A 14,053-nucleotide genomic window follows, 5' to 3' on the forward strand; every position below is an offset into this window, starting at 1 on the left:
CGAAATCAGGAAGACCATGGCTTGGCGTTTGGCGTCCGAACTGACCTCAACCGCAACTCCTCTAAAGCCTGCGGCTCATAGAACAGTCGACGTGTGCCACGGAATCGCTAAAAGTAGAATTTTGATAATGGCAGAAACCTTCATTGGTGATTACATTGCCGAGCGTGATCAAGCCGCTTCCCGCGTAAGTTTCCCTATTTAAGACTACCATGAGCACCTGCACAGGTGCCCGCTACTCTATCTTCAATTGTTACAGACTATGGTTCTGTCGAGGCCGGAGCAACGTCACGGCCGGCCTTGTAAAACTCTTACGCCCGCGCTTGAAACCCATAGCAGGTTCGCGCAGCCCGCCGAAGACCTCGGTCTCATCCTCGCCTTCCATGACGACGATATCGGCTATCGCCCCGACAGCCAGCCCGTAGCCTTCGATCCGCATCAATCGGGCTGCATCCTCCGAGACAAGATCCAGACAGGCTGCAAAGTCCTCCGGCCCGAGATGCATGACATTGGCGTAGAGATTGGCCATGCGCAGCAGCGAACAGTCGCCGAAGGGCGTGAACGGGTTGAGAATATTGTTGCTGGCGATGGATGCGGTGACGCCCCGATCCCTCAGTATATGCACGGGTGCAATACCTCGAACGGCGCGAAAGCCGGCTTCCCGGCCGTTCAGATAGAGATCGGTCGACGGCAGCGCCGTCACCCCGACGCCCGCCTGGCGCAACCGCGAAACCCGACGTTCGAATGCTGCCTCGTCCATCGTCGCAAGCTTGGTGGCGTGACCGACAGTCACCCTGCCCCGCCAATCGGCCCCCTCCGTCCGCTCGCAAATCTCCTCCAGATGCCCCCAGCTCGGATCGAGGTCGAAATCCAGATGAAAATCCAGATCCACGTCATGCCGCTTGGCCATGGCGAAAAGCCGTTCCATGTGGCCGGACGGATCACTGTCGGTATAGGGGCAGCCACCGAGAAGGTCCGCACCCTCCCCAAGCGCCTGCTCCAGCAGGTCCTCCGTGCCAGGATCGTTGGTCAGCCCTTCCTGCGGGAAGACGCAGATGGTAAGATCGAGCGCGAAGGCATAATCCCGTCTCAGCCGCTTCATCGCCTCGAAGCTGCGCAGACCCGCCCGCGGATCGACCTCCACATGGGTGCGCATATGCATCGTACCTTTGGCAATCGCCATCTCTATCGTCCGCGCCCCGCGGGCATAGACGTCGTCGACCGTATAGTCCCGCTTCAGACGGGCAACCGCGGCAATCGCCCCCTTCAGCCCACCTCCGGCGTTGCCGCAACGGCAGAGCAGACAGGACTTGTCGAGATGCACATGAGTGTCGACGAAGCCCGGCAGCACCAGCCGCCCGCCAATCGGCTCATCCTCGCGGCCCGCCGCGGCGGCGATCCGGCCGATGGCGGCGATGCGGCCATCGATGATGCCTATATCCTGCAGCAAGGCACGCCCCCTCAGGCGCACGTCACGCAGCACGAGATCGAAGGATTCTTGAAATGACATATTGCGACCCGAGGGGAAATTTTTGTAACACTTACTGTATGCACTTTTGATACAAAATTCGCAACACCCCTGGAGATATCGATGCACGAGACAACAGAACGCGACCTGCAGGCAGTAAAGGACTATCTCGCTGCCTCCATGGCGCCCGATCCGGTTCGCGCCGCGACCTATGTCGCTCCCGGCTTCACCTGCCGCTTCACCGGCAACCGGCTTTTTGACACGCCAAGCGGCCCGACCAGCTTCAATGCCTCCCGCTACAAATTGGTGAAAAAACGCATAGAGCGCTATGACGTCGTGCCGGGCGAAACCGAAACCATCATCTACAGCCTGGGCTATCTCCACGGCGAATGGCCGGACGGCACCCCTTTCGACAACAACCGCTATATCGACCGGTTCACGGTACGCGACGGCCTGATCATCGACACCGACGTCTGGAACGACAGCGCCGAATGGATACTCGACCCGTCCATCGCCCGCTGAATGACCGTTGAAGGGGCCATCAGGCCTTTTCAGTCTGCATAGGGCGCCAGGATATCCATCAAGTCGCGTGGCTTGGCGCCCGAGCTTTGCAGCAATGCCCGCGAGGCAACCGCCTCCAGATGCTCACCCATCATCGCCTCCGCCTTTTCCGCCGGCCCGGTGCGGATCGCCTCGATCAATTCGAGATGTTCGCTGACTGCGCAGTCGGAGGAATGCGGTCGTCCGAAGACGGCAAGCGACAGGCCTGCGCGATAGCAGATTTCCGTGACATAACGGATCAGGATCGGCTTGCCGGTCATCTCCGCCAGAAGCACATGAAACTCGGTGGCGAGCCGGATCGAAGCACCTTCAGGCCCGTGCCGCGCGCCGTGCTCGGCCTCGACGATTGCTTTCAGCTGCTTTGCCTGCGCATCCGTCAGCTTGCCCGCGAGACGCCTCACCACCTGCTTTTCCAGATCAAGACGGATGTCGAAAATATCCCGAGCATCCTCGAAGGACGGCGTGGCGACCACAGCGATGCGGTTGCGCCGCAGATCGACAAGACCTTCCGCCGCAAGCTGGCCGAGCGCATGGCGGGCAATAGTGCGACTGACACCGAACCGCTCACCGAGCGAATCCTCCGGCAGCCGGTCACCCGGGTGCAGCGCCCGCTCGATGATGGCACGGCGCAAGCCCGTACAGATCGCCGCAACGCGATCCCCTTCACTTCTTGCCGAACCCTTGCTGCCCGTCATCACGAACCCTCTTCTTCTGGTCAATCGATAAGCGAGGCGACGGCAAAGATCAACTCGGCACACTGCCGCATTTAAATGCAAATCAAATCGAAAATGCGCAAAATAAATGCATACAATTAGTGCATCCACTTTCACGGCCAATTAATCCATGCTGGAACGCAATGATTCCGAATTCATGGAATCTGGCACGCTCATTGCATGCACTTTTTCGAAACACTTTCAATGGTGATCTGATGCTGACTGTTCCTCAACCGACGACATACGCCCCTCCCGCTGTGGAGCTCTCCCAGGCCGCGGTCTCCTTCGGCCGACAGGAAAAAGCCGTCGTTGCGCTGCAGGAGACCAGCCTGCGCATTGCCGATGGCGAATTCGTGGCACTCGTCGGCCCGTCCGGCTGTGGCAAGTCCACGATTATGCGGCTCGCCGCCGGCCTGCTGCAGCCGACCAGGGGCGCGGTCATCGTCGGTGGCCGCGAAGTCGGCGCCAAGGCGCTGCGCATCGGCATGGCCTTCCAGAACCCGACCATGCTCCCCTGGCTGACGATCGAGCGCAATGTCATGTTGCCGCTCAAGATCGTGAAGCCGTTCCGTTCCGAATACCGGGCGAAGAAGAACGACGAGTTCCGCGACCGGGTGCGTGCACTGCTTGCGGATGTCGGGCTCGACAAATTTGCCAACCACTATCCGTGGCAGCTTTCCGGCGGCATGCTCCAGCGCGCCAATCTGTGCCGCGCGCTCGTCCACGAACCGAGCCTGCTCCTGCTCGACGAACCTTTTGGCGCGCTTGATCAATTTACCCGCGAAGAACTATGGGGCACGATGCAGTCGCTCTGGATGAAACGCAAGCCGACCGTCCTGCTCATCACTCATGACCTGAAGGAAGCGGGCTTCCTCGCTTCACGTATCTGCGTCATGAGCGCAAGGCCCGGTCGCATCATTGATGACAGTACGGTCGATTTCCATCGCCCCCGCACCATTGAGATGACCTTCGAGCACGATTTCGTTGCGCTCAACCAGCGTCTGCGCGAACTCATCATCGATGCCCGCTCCGACACCGCAATCCAGGGAGCCTGATCCATGAGCTATGCATTACGCCGCCGCTTCTGGGCCGCCGCCCTCATCGTCGCCTTCTTTGGCCTGTGGGAGATCCTCTGCCTCGTACTGCAGGTGTCCGATCTCGTCCTGCCTCGTCCGAGTCAGGTCTTCGAGACGCTCATCGACCGCTTGCCCATCCTCATGCCGCATATCATCCAGACGCTCTGGACAACGATGGTCGGCTTTGTCCTCGGCGTAGTCGTCGGCGTCGTCATCGGTGCTGCGATCGGCGTGTCGCGCACGGCCTATGATACGGCCTATCCGCTGCTGATCGGTTTCTCGTCGATCCCCAAGGTCGCGGTCGTGCCGGTCTTCGTTCTGTGGTTCGGCTCCGGGTCGGTGCCTGCAATCCTGACCGCGCTCGCCATGTGTTTCTTCCCGATAGTCGTCAACATCGCCACCGGCCTTGCGACAACCGAGCCGGAACTGGAGGACGTCCTGAAATCGCTCGGCGCCAGCAAGCTCGACATCCTGTGGAATGTCGGCCTGCCACGCACGATGCCCTTCTTTTTCGCCTCGCTGAAGATTGCCGTCACCTTCGCTTTCGTCGGCTCCGTCCTGTCGGAAACCGTCGCCTCGAACCGCGGCATCGGCAATGTCATGATGTCGGCCTCGTCCAATTTCGATGTGCCGCTGGTCTTTGCCGGCCTTTTCATCCTCGCCCTTCTGGGTGTGCTTCTCTACGTCGCGTTCTCGCTCATCGAGGCACGCGTCACGGGCTGGGCCGTCCGCGGCCAGGATTTCACTGCCGCCTGAATATCTACTCAAAACAAATGGAGCCAGACATGCTGAAGAAACTGATCTCGACTCTTGCGCTTGGCCTTTGCCTCGGCGGTGTCGCCCGGGCTGACACGGATATCAAGTTCACCCTCGGCTGGAAGACGCAAGGCTCGGACGCCCCCTTCCTTCTCGCCATGCAGAAGGGCTACTTCAAGGATGAAGGCCTCAATGTCACGATCGACCAGGGCGAGGGTTCGGCCGCCACGGTCACCCGCATCATGTCGGGCGTCTACGATGCCGGCTTCGGTGATATCAATGCCATCATCCAGAATGCCGCCACCCGGCCGAACGAAGTGCCGGTCATGGTCTACCAGCTCTGGAGCAAGCCGCCCTTCGCCATCGTCAGCAAGAAGGAAAGCAACATCACCAAGCCGGCCGATCTGGAAGGCAAGAAGCTCGGCGGCGCACAGGGCACGCCCACCACCCGCCTCGTCAACGTGCTCGGTTCGATCAACAAGGTCGACATGACCAAGGTCGCAATAGAGAACATGGGCCCCAACCTGCAGGAGCCGATGCTGATCAAGGGCGATATCGACGGCGCGCTGGTCTTCAATATCACCAGCTGGTTCAACCTCATCAACAACCGCCAGGACCCGGCAAAGGACTATAACTGGCTATCCTTCGGCGATTATGGCCTGGATCTCTATGCCAACGGCATGATGGTGTCGCAGAAACTCGTCAAGGAAAACCCGAAGGCCGTGGAAGGTTTGGTGCGCGCGGTCAATAGGGCCACCAGGGAAATCGCCGGCAATTCCAGGGCAGGCATCGAGGCCATCATGGCCTATGACAATCTCGCCAAGGAAGAGCTCGAATTGGCGCGCATGAAATTCTCCTACGAGAACCTGATCATCTCGCCTGAAGTCGACAAGCTCGGCCTTGGCGATGTCGATGACGCCCGCCTGGCCCGCTCGATCGATATCGTTGCCGAAGGCTACCAGCTACCGTCGAAGCCGAAGCCGGAGAATGTCTTCTCGCGTCAGTTCCTGCCGTCGTTGGCCGAGCGCAAGCTCGTCTACAAGATCGACTGATTGGCGGAAATAAGCCTCCCTGGCCGGAAATGTCCGGCCAGGCCATGAAGAGAGGAAATTTCATGTCGCTAAATGTGCCGCAAGCAGCCCGGCCGGGAATGGTCACCAGTCCGCATCCCCTGGCAAGCGAAGCCGGCGCAGCGGTGCTGAGGCGCGGCGGCAACGCTATCGAGGCTGCCGTTGCGATTGCCGCGACACTTGCGGTGGTGATGCCGCATTTTTGCGGTCTGGGCGGCGATGCTGTCTGGCTGGTTGCAGACAGACAAGGCCTCCGCCGGTCGTTTCTCGGGATAGGTCAGGCCGCGGCGGTCCTTCCTGATCATCATACGCCGATCCCGTTGCGTGGCTCCGCTTCCATGATCACGACCGCCTGCGCGGTGGATAGCTGGGGGCATGCCCTGACATTTGGGCAGCAGCATTGGCAAGGGTGCGAGCAGCTTTCAGATCTCCTGACGCCGGCTATCGCCTTGGCGGAAAACGGCTACCGGCCGAGTCACTCGCAAGATTTCTGGCTCGAATTCAGACGCGCCGAGATAGCCGGCTGGCCGGGTTTCGCGGCCGCATTTGATCATCCCGGAAGCAGGGGTATCTTCACGCAAAGTTCACTCGCTCGGACGCTTCGCCATATCGCCGAGCATGGCCACCGCTCCTTCTATGAGGGAGAGTTGGCGGCACGCCTCGGAGAGGCGATGGCTTCGCTAGGGTCGCCGCTCACTGCCGCCGATTTGCAGCTTACCCGCACCCGCGATGCCGAACCCGTGTCGCAGGACTATCGCGGCGTAACACTGCTCGCGCCGCCCCCGCCGACGCAGGGGGTTTCCACGCTCGCAATCCTTGGCATTCTGTCCCGGTTGGATCTGGCGGCACTGCCGTCGTCAAGCGCAGCGCGATACCATCTTTTGGTTGAAGCCGTGAAACAGGCGTTCCTCGATCGCGAACACATCGCCGATCCGGATTTTGTTGACGACAATACCCCCGGCCTTCTTGACCCGATGCGACTTGAGAAGAAAGCCCGGGCCATCGACCGCCAGCGGGCCCTCGAGTGGCCGCATCCTTACCAGCATGGCGACACGGTCTTCTTTGCGGCAACCGACGAGCAAGGACGCTGTGCAAGCGTGCTTCAGAGTACCTATTTCGACTGGGGCAGCGGCGTGGTCGTGGGCGATAGCGGAATCATCTGGCAGAACCGTGGCGCGGCGTTTTCAGTTGCGCCCCGCCATCCGAACGCCATCCGGCCAGGAAAGCGCCCGTTCTACACCCTGAACCCCGGCATCGCATTCAAGGATGGAGTGCCCCATATGCTTTACGGAACGCAAGGGGCCGATGGCCAGCCGCAGACATTGTCGCTGCTGCTCACCGGCCTGCTCGACTACGGCATGACACCCACACAGGCTCTGGCCCAGCCTCGTTTTCTGCTTGGGCGCACCTTTTCCGACGTCCACAACAGCCTGAAGGTTGAGCAGTCGCTTGGCGGAAACATCATTCAGGAACTCGCTGCGCTCGGGCATGACGTCTCGTCGCTGCCGGCACTTTCGCCGATTTTCGGCCAGGCCGGTGTCATCTGCATCCAGGATGAAGGGAGGATTATTGGATCCCACGATCCGCGTGGGGAAGGCGTCGCTATTTGTGTTTCCACAAATTGAAAATCGGCAACGCGGTTTCCATGATAGAGCAACAGTTCGCAACATGGAGTCCTCCCAGCCCTCAAAGAGTATCAAACGGTTTTCCGGCCATCGGCGCGATTTTCGTGAACAGCAAATCCTGATCTTGCCACTGCTCTTCGAAACTTGCGATGGAGGTTGCGCTCATCTCAGGGCCGAGTGCTCCCAACTCAGCCGAAGACGATGATCTACGGCACAGAGCTGTTGGGTGAGATGCATGAACATCAGTCCGAGGAATTCGTCCTGAGAGGCGAACATCTGCCGGCTGCGCCAACCGTCATTCCTGGATCTCATGTGGCTACGAAATCACCATCGGTGAAGAGGTTTTCATCGCTGACCAGGTAATCATCCGCGACTGGGACGGACATTCGATCGTTGGCCGGCCGGAGAAGGCGCCCATTAGGATCGGAAATCACGTCTGGATCGGAATGCGAGCCGTCATTCTCAAGGGCGTTACTATCGGCGATGGCGCCGTTGTCGCGGCCGGTGCCATCGTTACGAGAGACGTCCCTGCGGGCACTGTGGCCGCGGGCAACCCGGCCAGGGTCATAAAAGACAGCGTTCAGTGGATACCGTGATCTTCGAGATCATCGGGATTATTAAGTCATCCCCGCATCGCCTGGACATCAAGCTTCTCGTCAGAAACCTGACGGCCACGTGATCGAGACATATTCTTCCGACAATTGATTATCGCACTCGCAAGGCCGGCGACGTCGCTGCTCGCGAGGTTTAGTCCCATTTGTTGTCTGTTTGAGTGATCAAGCAGAGTATAGATTACCGCGAGCACGGGAACCTGGTACGCTAGCCAGCCAGCCATTGCAACGGTTGTCTTGATCGCGAATGGACGTCATGCCCGGCTAAACGCCGGCGCTTACGCTGCGTTTCGTGGCTCAGATCACGAAGTCGAACTGCGCAAACTGTCCGTCGTCCGTTTTCTTAAGGTCGAGGAGGAGCGCGTGGTGAAACAGCCGGTCTCCCGCATTTCTGTTTTCACCAGGGAAAAATAGTTGTGTCGTCAGAAGTCGCCCGCCCGGGCGCTGGACTTTGACATGGAAGTAACGTGTTCGGCCGGGATAAAGCGCAGGTATGATGGTGTTGAACCACTAGCGCCCTTGGGCGTCGGTGAACTGATGCCCGCGCAGGCGAAAACCAACGCTATCATAGTCACCTTTCTCATCCGCATGCCAAATCTCGACAAGGCTGCCGGCGAGCGGCCGGCAGCGATTGTCGAAGACGAACCCGGCAACGGTGATCCGCTCACCACGGGGTGCGCTGGAATAAAGATCGCGCTCGAGCGGTGAATTCGGCTTGAAGAAGGGACCGGCCTCCCGTTCAAGCGTCGGTTCTTCTCCGGCAGGACAGTGCGGGGTCGGCGGCAGCTCGGAAGTAGTCTGTGCAAACACCGTCGAGTGCGCGGTATCAATGACAGGCAACGTTAGAAATGCGGTTAGAAGAGAACGTCTGGTGGAGGGCAAGTCTATATCTCCCGGTGCCGTGAGTTCAAGGGCGAGCTGCCCGCGTATTTTACCGCAGGCGCTGCGCCGCGTTGGCCTGTGCCTCGCGGATGAGGCCGGAATACATATTCTCCTTGCCCGGGTACCACGGCATCGTACCAATGGAGCCGAACCCGGGAATTGTTTCCATATGCGCGACCATCCGAGCACGCATGCGCTCGTCCGGAAGCGGGCCTGTCATCGCCTGGACATTGTCACTCATATGGTCAGGGTTTGACGTACCGCAGAGCACGCTCGTGACGGCAGGGTGTGCCATGACCCATTTCAGAAAGAACTGAGCCCAGCTGGTCGCTCCGAACTCGGAAGCGAACCGGGGAAGCGGTTGCCCCTCGACCACCTTCATCAGCCGCGCCTTTTCAAGCGGCAGATTGATCAGGACGCCAACACCCTTGTCGGCGGCGGCAGGCAGAAGGCGGCGCTCGGCGTCGCGGTTAAAGATCGAGTAATTGGTCTGGATGAAATCGACATCGTCGCGCTGGACAATCGCCAGCAACTGGTCCTGTGCCACCGACTCGTGATGGGTCACGCCGACATGGCGGACGAGACCTTCCTTTTTCCATGCCTTCATCAGCGGGATGATGACGGGGGCATTGGTGATGCTATGGCACTGCATGAGATTGATCGTGTCTCTCCATGTCCGAATGCGTGATTGTCGAAAGCTCTCAACGGCGTGGCTTTCGTCTCCAAGATACTCGCCTGTCGACCAGACCTTATTGGCGAGGAACATTTCGTCAGATCGTTCAAATTCGCCCATGAACTGGCCGACGCTGACTTCTGCCGAACCGTAGAGCGGCGATGTGTCGACCAGGCGCCCCCCTGCGGCGGCGTACCGCTCAAATACCTGTCGCAGGGCATCGCGGCGATCACCCGGCTTTAAATCAAATGTCAGAAAGGTTCCGAGACCGAGAGCTGTGACCCGTTCGCCGGTGCGAGGCAAGGTGCGGGTCAGCACCGCCGGGTAAGAAGCAGGTGCGGCCGACGACGCATTCGTTTCCTGGGCCTGCGCGGTCGTGCTGCTGGCGAGTGCAAGCCCGGTTGCCGCTGCACCCACCGTGCCGAGAAAGCCGCGACGATTGATCTTTGACTGATTCATAGGAGATTTCCTGCTCGATTGTTGTTGACTTCAAAATTGCCAGTTGGCGGGGACCCAAGCATAGCCGCCATCAGTCTTCAGCATTCGGCCGAGACCCGGGAAAGGATAATGAAAGCCAAGAACCGGCATACGCTCGGTAGCCGCCCTGTCAAAAATGCGGCGACGGGAGGAAAGGGCTGTTTCCTTGTCGCGGTCGGGGCCCGGCACCCAAGGTCTGTCGACGTTGACGACAGGGTGATAGGCAAGGTCTGCGGTCAGCAGCAACTGGTCATTTCCGGAATGAACGAGGAAGGTGGCCATGCCTGGAGTGTGGCCGGACGCGACGATCGTCGCCAGACCCGGCACAATCTCGGCGCCGGCCTCATATAGTTCGACATCGTTCCTGAACGGCTCAAGGCTGTTCTTGATGTTTGCCGCAAATCGCCTCCGGAAATCCTCTGGCACAGGCATATAGGAGAGATCCGGATCGGTGCGAACAAAGAAGTCCCAGTCCGCCTTCGGGACAAAAACAGTGGCGCGGGGGAAGGCCTTGCCGCCGTCTGCAGTTCTCAAGTTGCCGACGTGGTCGGGGTGGGTATGCGAGATGACGATCGCATCAATGTCAGAAGCGTCAAGGCCGATTGCCGAGAGGTTATCGAAGATGCGGCCGCCATTTGGGCCCATGGTCTTGCCGGCGCCGGCTTCGATCAGAATCCGCCGGCCACCAGTTTCGATCAGCAGCGTGTTGAGGTTAAGCGTCATGTGGTCGGTCGGCAGAAATGCCTGTCGCAGCACGTCCTGAAGCTCGGCTTCCGGGGCATCACTGGCGTAAATGCGTGGCGGACCACCAATCACGCCGTCACTCAAGACCATTGCGCTTATCTCTCCGACGCGGAAGCGATAATAACCGGCGTTGGCGGCTGCTGGTGAAGACGTCTGGGCGTGGGCACTGTCCGAACCGCCCAGGCTCGGGAGGATCATGCTTGACGCGCCTGCAACAGCGGACAGCATGATGGCGCGTCTGTTGAGAGTGAAGGCATTCATCTGTCTTTCCTTCTTCATTGGGCGTCCTGCCTCGTCTTGCTTCTCGATCAGACCGAAGCGAGGAGAGAGTTGCCGGAGCCTCTTCAGTTAGCGGGATCATGACACGGCGCCATTGATCTGATAACCTGCAATAAGTTTATCAACTTGATTAGAAAAACTTCGCAATGGATCCCATTCGGCTAGACAGTTTCGACGTGTTTGTTGCCATCGTGCGCTGTGGCGGCTTCCGCGCGGCAGCACTCGAGCGGGGCATCTCTTCATCGGCCTTAAGCCAAACAATGAATGCTCTGGAGGAGGCTCTGGGCATCCGGCTTCTTAATCGAACGACAAGGAGCGTGTCTCCGACGGAGGCAGGACAGCGTCTTCTGGAGCGTCTCGCGCCTGCTTTGAGCGACATCAGGCTCGCTATCGCAGAGGTCGATGAATTGCGCGATAGCCCGTCAGGGACCCTCAGGATCAACGCACCGGCGCCGGCAGTCGATCACTTCCTCTGCCCACTGGCTTTCGATTTTATGGAGGTATACCGCGAGGTGAAGATCGAAATCATCAGCGATGCAGCCGTCATCGACATCGTGGAACAGGGTTTCGATGCCGGCGTCAGGTTCGGCAAACAACTGGCGCAGGACATGATCGCTCTCCCGCTTGGCCCCGCGCTCCGTTATGCAATCGTCGCTTCGCCTGAATATATCAACAGGTGCGGAGAACCAGAGACGCCGCATGAACTTGTCCATCATGACTGTGTCAAGCGTCGCTTCCCCGGAGGCACGCTTGTCACCTGGCGATTTGCCGAAGGCGACGAGGAGATCGAAGTCACCCCAACGGGCCGCCTGACGGTCAGTTCAGCGCACAATGAACTACAGGCTGCCCTGGCCGGCAGAGGTATTGCACATGTCTTCGATGACTACGCCAGACCATACCTTCAAGATGGCCGACTGGTAGAGCTACTCTCCGACTGGAGCCCCACCCTGCCACACTGGTTCCTATATTACCCCAGCCGCCGCCTTCCGAGCGCGGCCATGCGTGCGTTCCTCGATTACATGAGAAGCTACGACTGGAGCGCGAAGGACGTCCTCGAACCGCGGTGACTTGGCCAGAAGCTTTCGTAGAAGCAGATCGAAGCTTCCTCCAAATTCGGCATTGTTCGGCCGCATCGAACTCTTTGCGCGAGGCTTCGATGTCTTGCCATTGTCGCGGATCCAGTCGGTGAATCCCGCACAGGCTACGGTCTGCCGCGATGTGGGTCAGGCGGCGGTCATGCTTGTGATACTTGGCGCTATCGATGTATCCGCACCGATGAAGGCCAACTTTGCTCTGAGTGGAAGGATCGTTCTCCGAATGGCCGTCGCATACATGGTGGCCGGCGTTCCCGCAAAGTCAGTTGAAGCCCAGAAGTCCCATTCTGCTTGGCCGAGGACATATTGCGCCTCGCTGAACGCCGGACGATCGCCTTACATCGGTCCTTTGATGTGGTCGGCATGCCGTCAAGGATGACGTCACCCCAACCCTCCAGGCACGAAGCGTTAAAATCCCGTGTTGGTTATATCCGATTGCGGCGGGACGGACCCGAAGGCGGCGCGTGTCATGATTTGAGGCGCTGAAACGCCAGCGCGGTTGCGGCTCCTGCCCTGAACATGTAACGGCGATTGAAAAGCATGGCTCTCTCCTCCGGACAACTCAACTTCGCTTTTGATCGTAGTCGATGGGCGAACGCTCGTAAGGTTGAGCCCTAATACAGAAGACCGCCCTTCTGTGCCTCATTTGACACGCTGCCATTCGATCCTGACTTCAGTGCCTTCCGGCCTGCGAAATTGTTCGGTCATACGGTCGCCCTCCACGACCATCCTTAGATCATCACGTGTTCGTACACTGCCGACCCAGTTCGGAAATGTCGCCCCTTCGACACGGTTTCCGCTGAATTCGCCCTTCTCATCAACGGTGTATGTTCCGAAAAATCCGATACTGCGTGACATAGCCATGCGGTTTTCATCATCCGTTCCCTCACCGCGAGCATTGGAGGCAAACCGCGGGACGTCGGCGTCGGTCAGAACCTCCACGAAGTGCATGTCGGAGGTGAAGACGAGAAGACCGTTGGGCTTTTCTCCATAGGCAGCGATGTTTTTGCCACCAGGATCGATGGTTGCCGACATCATCCGCCAGGTGCCTGCGACCTGGTTTTCAGCGGCTGTCTGCGCAAAAGCAGAAGACGAGACGCTGATGGCGAGAACCAATATAGCTGGTCGAATGGACATGTTATCTTCTTTCCTGTTCTCGAGGTCCGTGTTTCCGGACCGCTGCTGTTCACAGATCCTGCCTGTCGGCGGAATCTGCCACTTCACGCTGCGCCTCAAGAGCGGACAGACGCGTGGAAAGCGCCTGCGAGATAGACGAATAGGCAGTGCTGCCCAGCGCCAGTCGCAGCGGCGGCTTCTCGCTCTCGGCGGCTGATATGATTGCGGCCACCGTTCGCGCCGCATCGCCCTTGATCTCGAAGCTGCCGTCAGTGATCGCCCGGCGAACGGCGCCGGCGGGGGTGTCATCGTAAACATCCATGGTTTCCGCAAGGACGAGATTGGCTCCGAAATTCGTGCCCGTCGGCCCGGGCTCGGCGATGATGAAGTCGACGCCGAAAGGCGCCACCTCCTGTGCCACGGCTTCGACAAAGCCTTCGATGCCCCACTTGGTCGCGTGATAGAGGCTGAAGCCCGGATAGGCGATCTGCCCACCCTCGGACGAAACCTGGACGATCCGCCCGCCGCCTTGCCTTCGAAGATGAGGCAATGCTGCCCGGATCAAATGGATGGAGCCGACAAGGTTTGTGGCGATCTGCCGGTCTATCTCCTCATTCGTGAGCTCTTCCGCAGCACCGAACAGGCCGTAGCCGGCGTTGCTAACGATCACGTCTATCCGGTCTTGCCGTTGGAATGATCCTTTAACGGCGGAGTCAATGCTTCGCGGCTCGACCAGATCGAGCTCAACGATATCGAGACGGCCGCCGTATTCCTGCGCAAGTTTCGTCAGCGTACCCACACGACGGGCAGTGGCGACCACCCTGTGTCCCTTATCGAGCAGCTGTTGTGTCATCTCGAGACCGAGCCCCGAAGAGGCACCGGTAATCAACCATGTTTTTAGCATAGAAACT

At 59.3% G+C, this 14,053-nt stretch carries 14 protein-coding genes and 1 pseudogene; 8 read left to right on the top strand and 7 right to left on the bottom strand.

Features of this window, described 5'->3' with window-relative positions; translation table 11 throughout:
- Nucleotides 1–202, top strand: a 202-nt coding sequence (locus V6S97_RS26600) for a hypothetical protein (RefSeq protein ID WP_334428084.1), incomplete at its 5' end; no start/stop codon positions are given.
- A gap of 48 nt (nt 203–250) precedes the next feature.
- On the opposite strand, the gene V6S97_RS26605 is transcribed toward V6S97_RS26600, so the two are convergent.
- A complete protein-coding gene (locus tag V6S97_RS26605; protein ID WP_334428085.1) occupies nt 251–1,507 on the bottom strand; it encodes an amidohydrolase family protein in 1,257 nt (418 codons plus the stop codon).
- Between the two features lie 81 nt (nt 1,508–1,588).
- On the opposite strand from V6S97_RS26605, the gene V6S97_RS26610 reads away from it, so the two are divergent.
- Nucleotides 1,589–1,987: a nuclear transport factor 2 family protein gene (locus V6S97_RS26610; protein WP_334428086.1), complete on the top strand. Its 399-nt coding sequence runs from the start codon at nt 1,589–1,591 to the stop codon at nt 1,985–1,987.
- A gap of 29 nt (nt 1,988–2,016) precedes the next feature.
- Here V6S97_RS26610 and V6S97_RS26615 read toward each other — a convergent pair whose 3' ends face one another.
- Nucleotides 2,017–2,721, bottom strand: a complete 705-nt coding sequence (locus V6S97_RS26615; protein ID WP_111796990.1) for a GntR family transcriptional regulator — start codon at nt 2,719–2,721, stop codon at nt 2,017–2,019.
- 233 nt (nt 2,722–2,954) lie between these two features.
- Here V6S97_RS26615 and V6S97_RS26620 point away from each other — a divergent pair, with 233 nt between their 5' ends.
- The 5 genes from V6S97_RS26620 to V6S97_RS26640 all read left to right on the top strand — a co-directional run bounded on the left by V6S97_RS26620 (nt 2,955) and on the right by V6S97_RS26640 (nt 7,862).
- A complete protein-coding gene (locus tag V6S97_RS26620; protein WP_060726672.1) occupies nt 2,955–3,794 on the top strand; it encodes an ABC transporter ATP-binding protein in 840 nt (279 codons plus the stop codon).
- A 3-nt stretch (nt 3,795–3,797) separates the two neighbouring features.
- Nucleotides 3,798–4,571, top strand: a complete 774-nt coding sequence (locus V6S97_RS26625) for an ABC transporter permease (protein ID WP_060726640.1) — start codon at nt 3,798–3,800, stop codon at nt 4,569–4,571.
- Between the two features lie 29 nt (nt 4,572–4,600).
- A complete protein-coding gene (locus tag V6S97_RS26630; protein WP_334428087.1) occupies nt 4,601–5,623 on the top strand; it encodes an ABC transporter substrate-binding protein in 1,023 nt (340 codons plus the stop codon).
- A gap of 98 nt (nt 5,624–5,721) precedes the next feature.
- Nucleotides 5,722–7,266 carry a gamma-glutamyltransferase family protein gene (locus V6S97_RS26635; protein ID WP_334428103.1) on the top strand — a complete coding sequence of 515 codons (1,545 nt, stop codon included), beginning with the start codon at nt 5,722–5,724 and terminating at the stop codon, nt 7,264–7,266.
- A gap of 422 nt (nt 7,267–7,688) precedes the next feature.
- On the top strand, nt 7,689–7,862 hold the full coding sequence (locus V6S97_RS26640; protein WP_334428105.1) for a DapH/DapD/GlmU-related protein: 174 nt from the start codon (nt 7,689–7,691) through the stop codon (nt 7,860–7,862).
- 312 nt (nt 7,863–8,174) lie between these two features.
- Here V6S97_RS26640 and V6S97_RS26645 read toward each other — a convergent pair.
- The 3 genes and pseudogenes from V6S97_RS26645 to V6S97_RS26655 all read right to left on the bottom strand — a co-directional run bounded on the left by V6S97_RS26645 (nt 8,175) and on the right by V6S97_RS26655 (nt 10,914).
- A pseudogene (locus V6S97_RS26645) lies at nt 8,175–8,759 on the bottom strand (dioxygenase family protein).
- A 49-nt stretch (nt 8,760–8,808) separates the two neighbouring features.
- Nucleotides 8,809–9,891: an aldo/keto reductase gene (locus V6S97_RS26650; RefSeq protein WP_334428088.1), complete on the bottom strand. Its 1,083-nt coding sequence runs from the start codon at nt 9,889–9,891 to the stop codon at nt 8,809–8,811.
- Between the two features lie 30 nt (nt 9,892–9,921).
- Nucleotides 9,922–10,914, bottom strand: coding sequence for an MBL fold metallo-hydrolase (locus tag V6S97_RS26655; protein ID WP_223569150.1), 993 nt, complete (start codon nt 10,912–10,914; stop codon nt 9,922–9,924).
- A 164-nt stretch (nt 10,915–11,078) separates the two neighbouring features.
- On the opposite strand from V6S97_RS26655, the gene V6S97_RS26660 reads away from it, so the two are divergent.
- Entirely contained in the window at nt 11,079–11,999 is a 921-nt protein-coding gene (locus tag V6S97_RS26660; RefSeq protein WP_334428089.1) for a LysR family transcriptional regulator, read from the top strand.
- Between the two features lie 669 nt (nt 12,000–12,668).
- Here the strand turns inward: V6S97_RS26660 and V6S97_RS26665 are convergent.
- Together V6S97_RS26665 and V6S97_RS26670 are read right to left on the bottom strand one after the other, a co-directional pair.
- Nucleotides 12,669–13,163, bottom strand: a complete 495-nt coding sequence (locus V6S97_RS26665) for a lipocalin-like domain-containing protein (RefSeq protein ID WP_223569131.1) — start codon at nt 13,161–13,163, stop codon at nt 12,669–12,671.
- A gap of 49 nt (nt 13,164–13,212) precedes the next feature.
- Entirely contained in the window at nt 13,213–14,046 is an 834-nt protein-coding gene (locus V6S97_RS26670; RefSeq protein WP_060726635.1) for an SDR family oxidoreductase, read from the bottom strand.
- Between the last annotated feature and the right edge of the window lie 7 nt (nt 14,047–14,053).

The sequence above is a fragment of the Agrobacterium sp. CCNWLW155 genome (assembly GCF_036888815.1).
GTDB classification, from domain to species: domain Bacteria; phylum Pseudomonadota; class Alphaproteobacteria; order Rhizobiales; family Rhizobiaceae; genus Agrobacterium; species Agrobacterium radiobacter.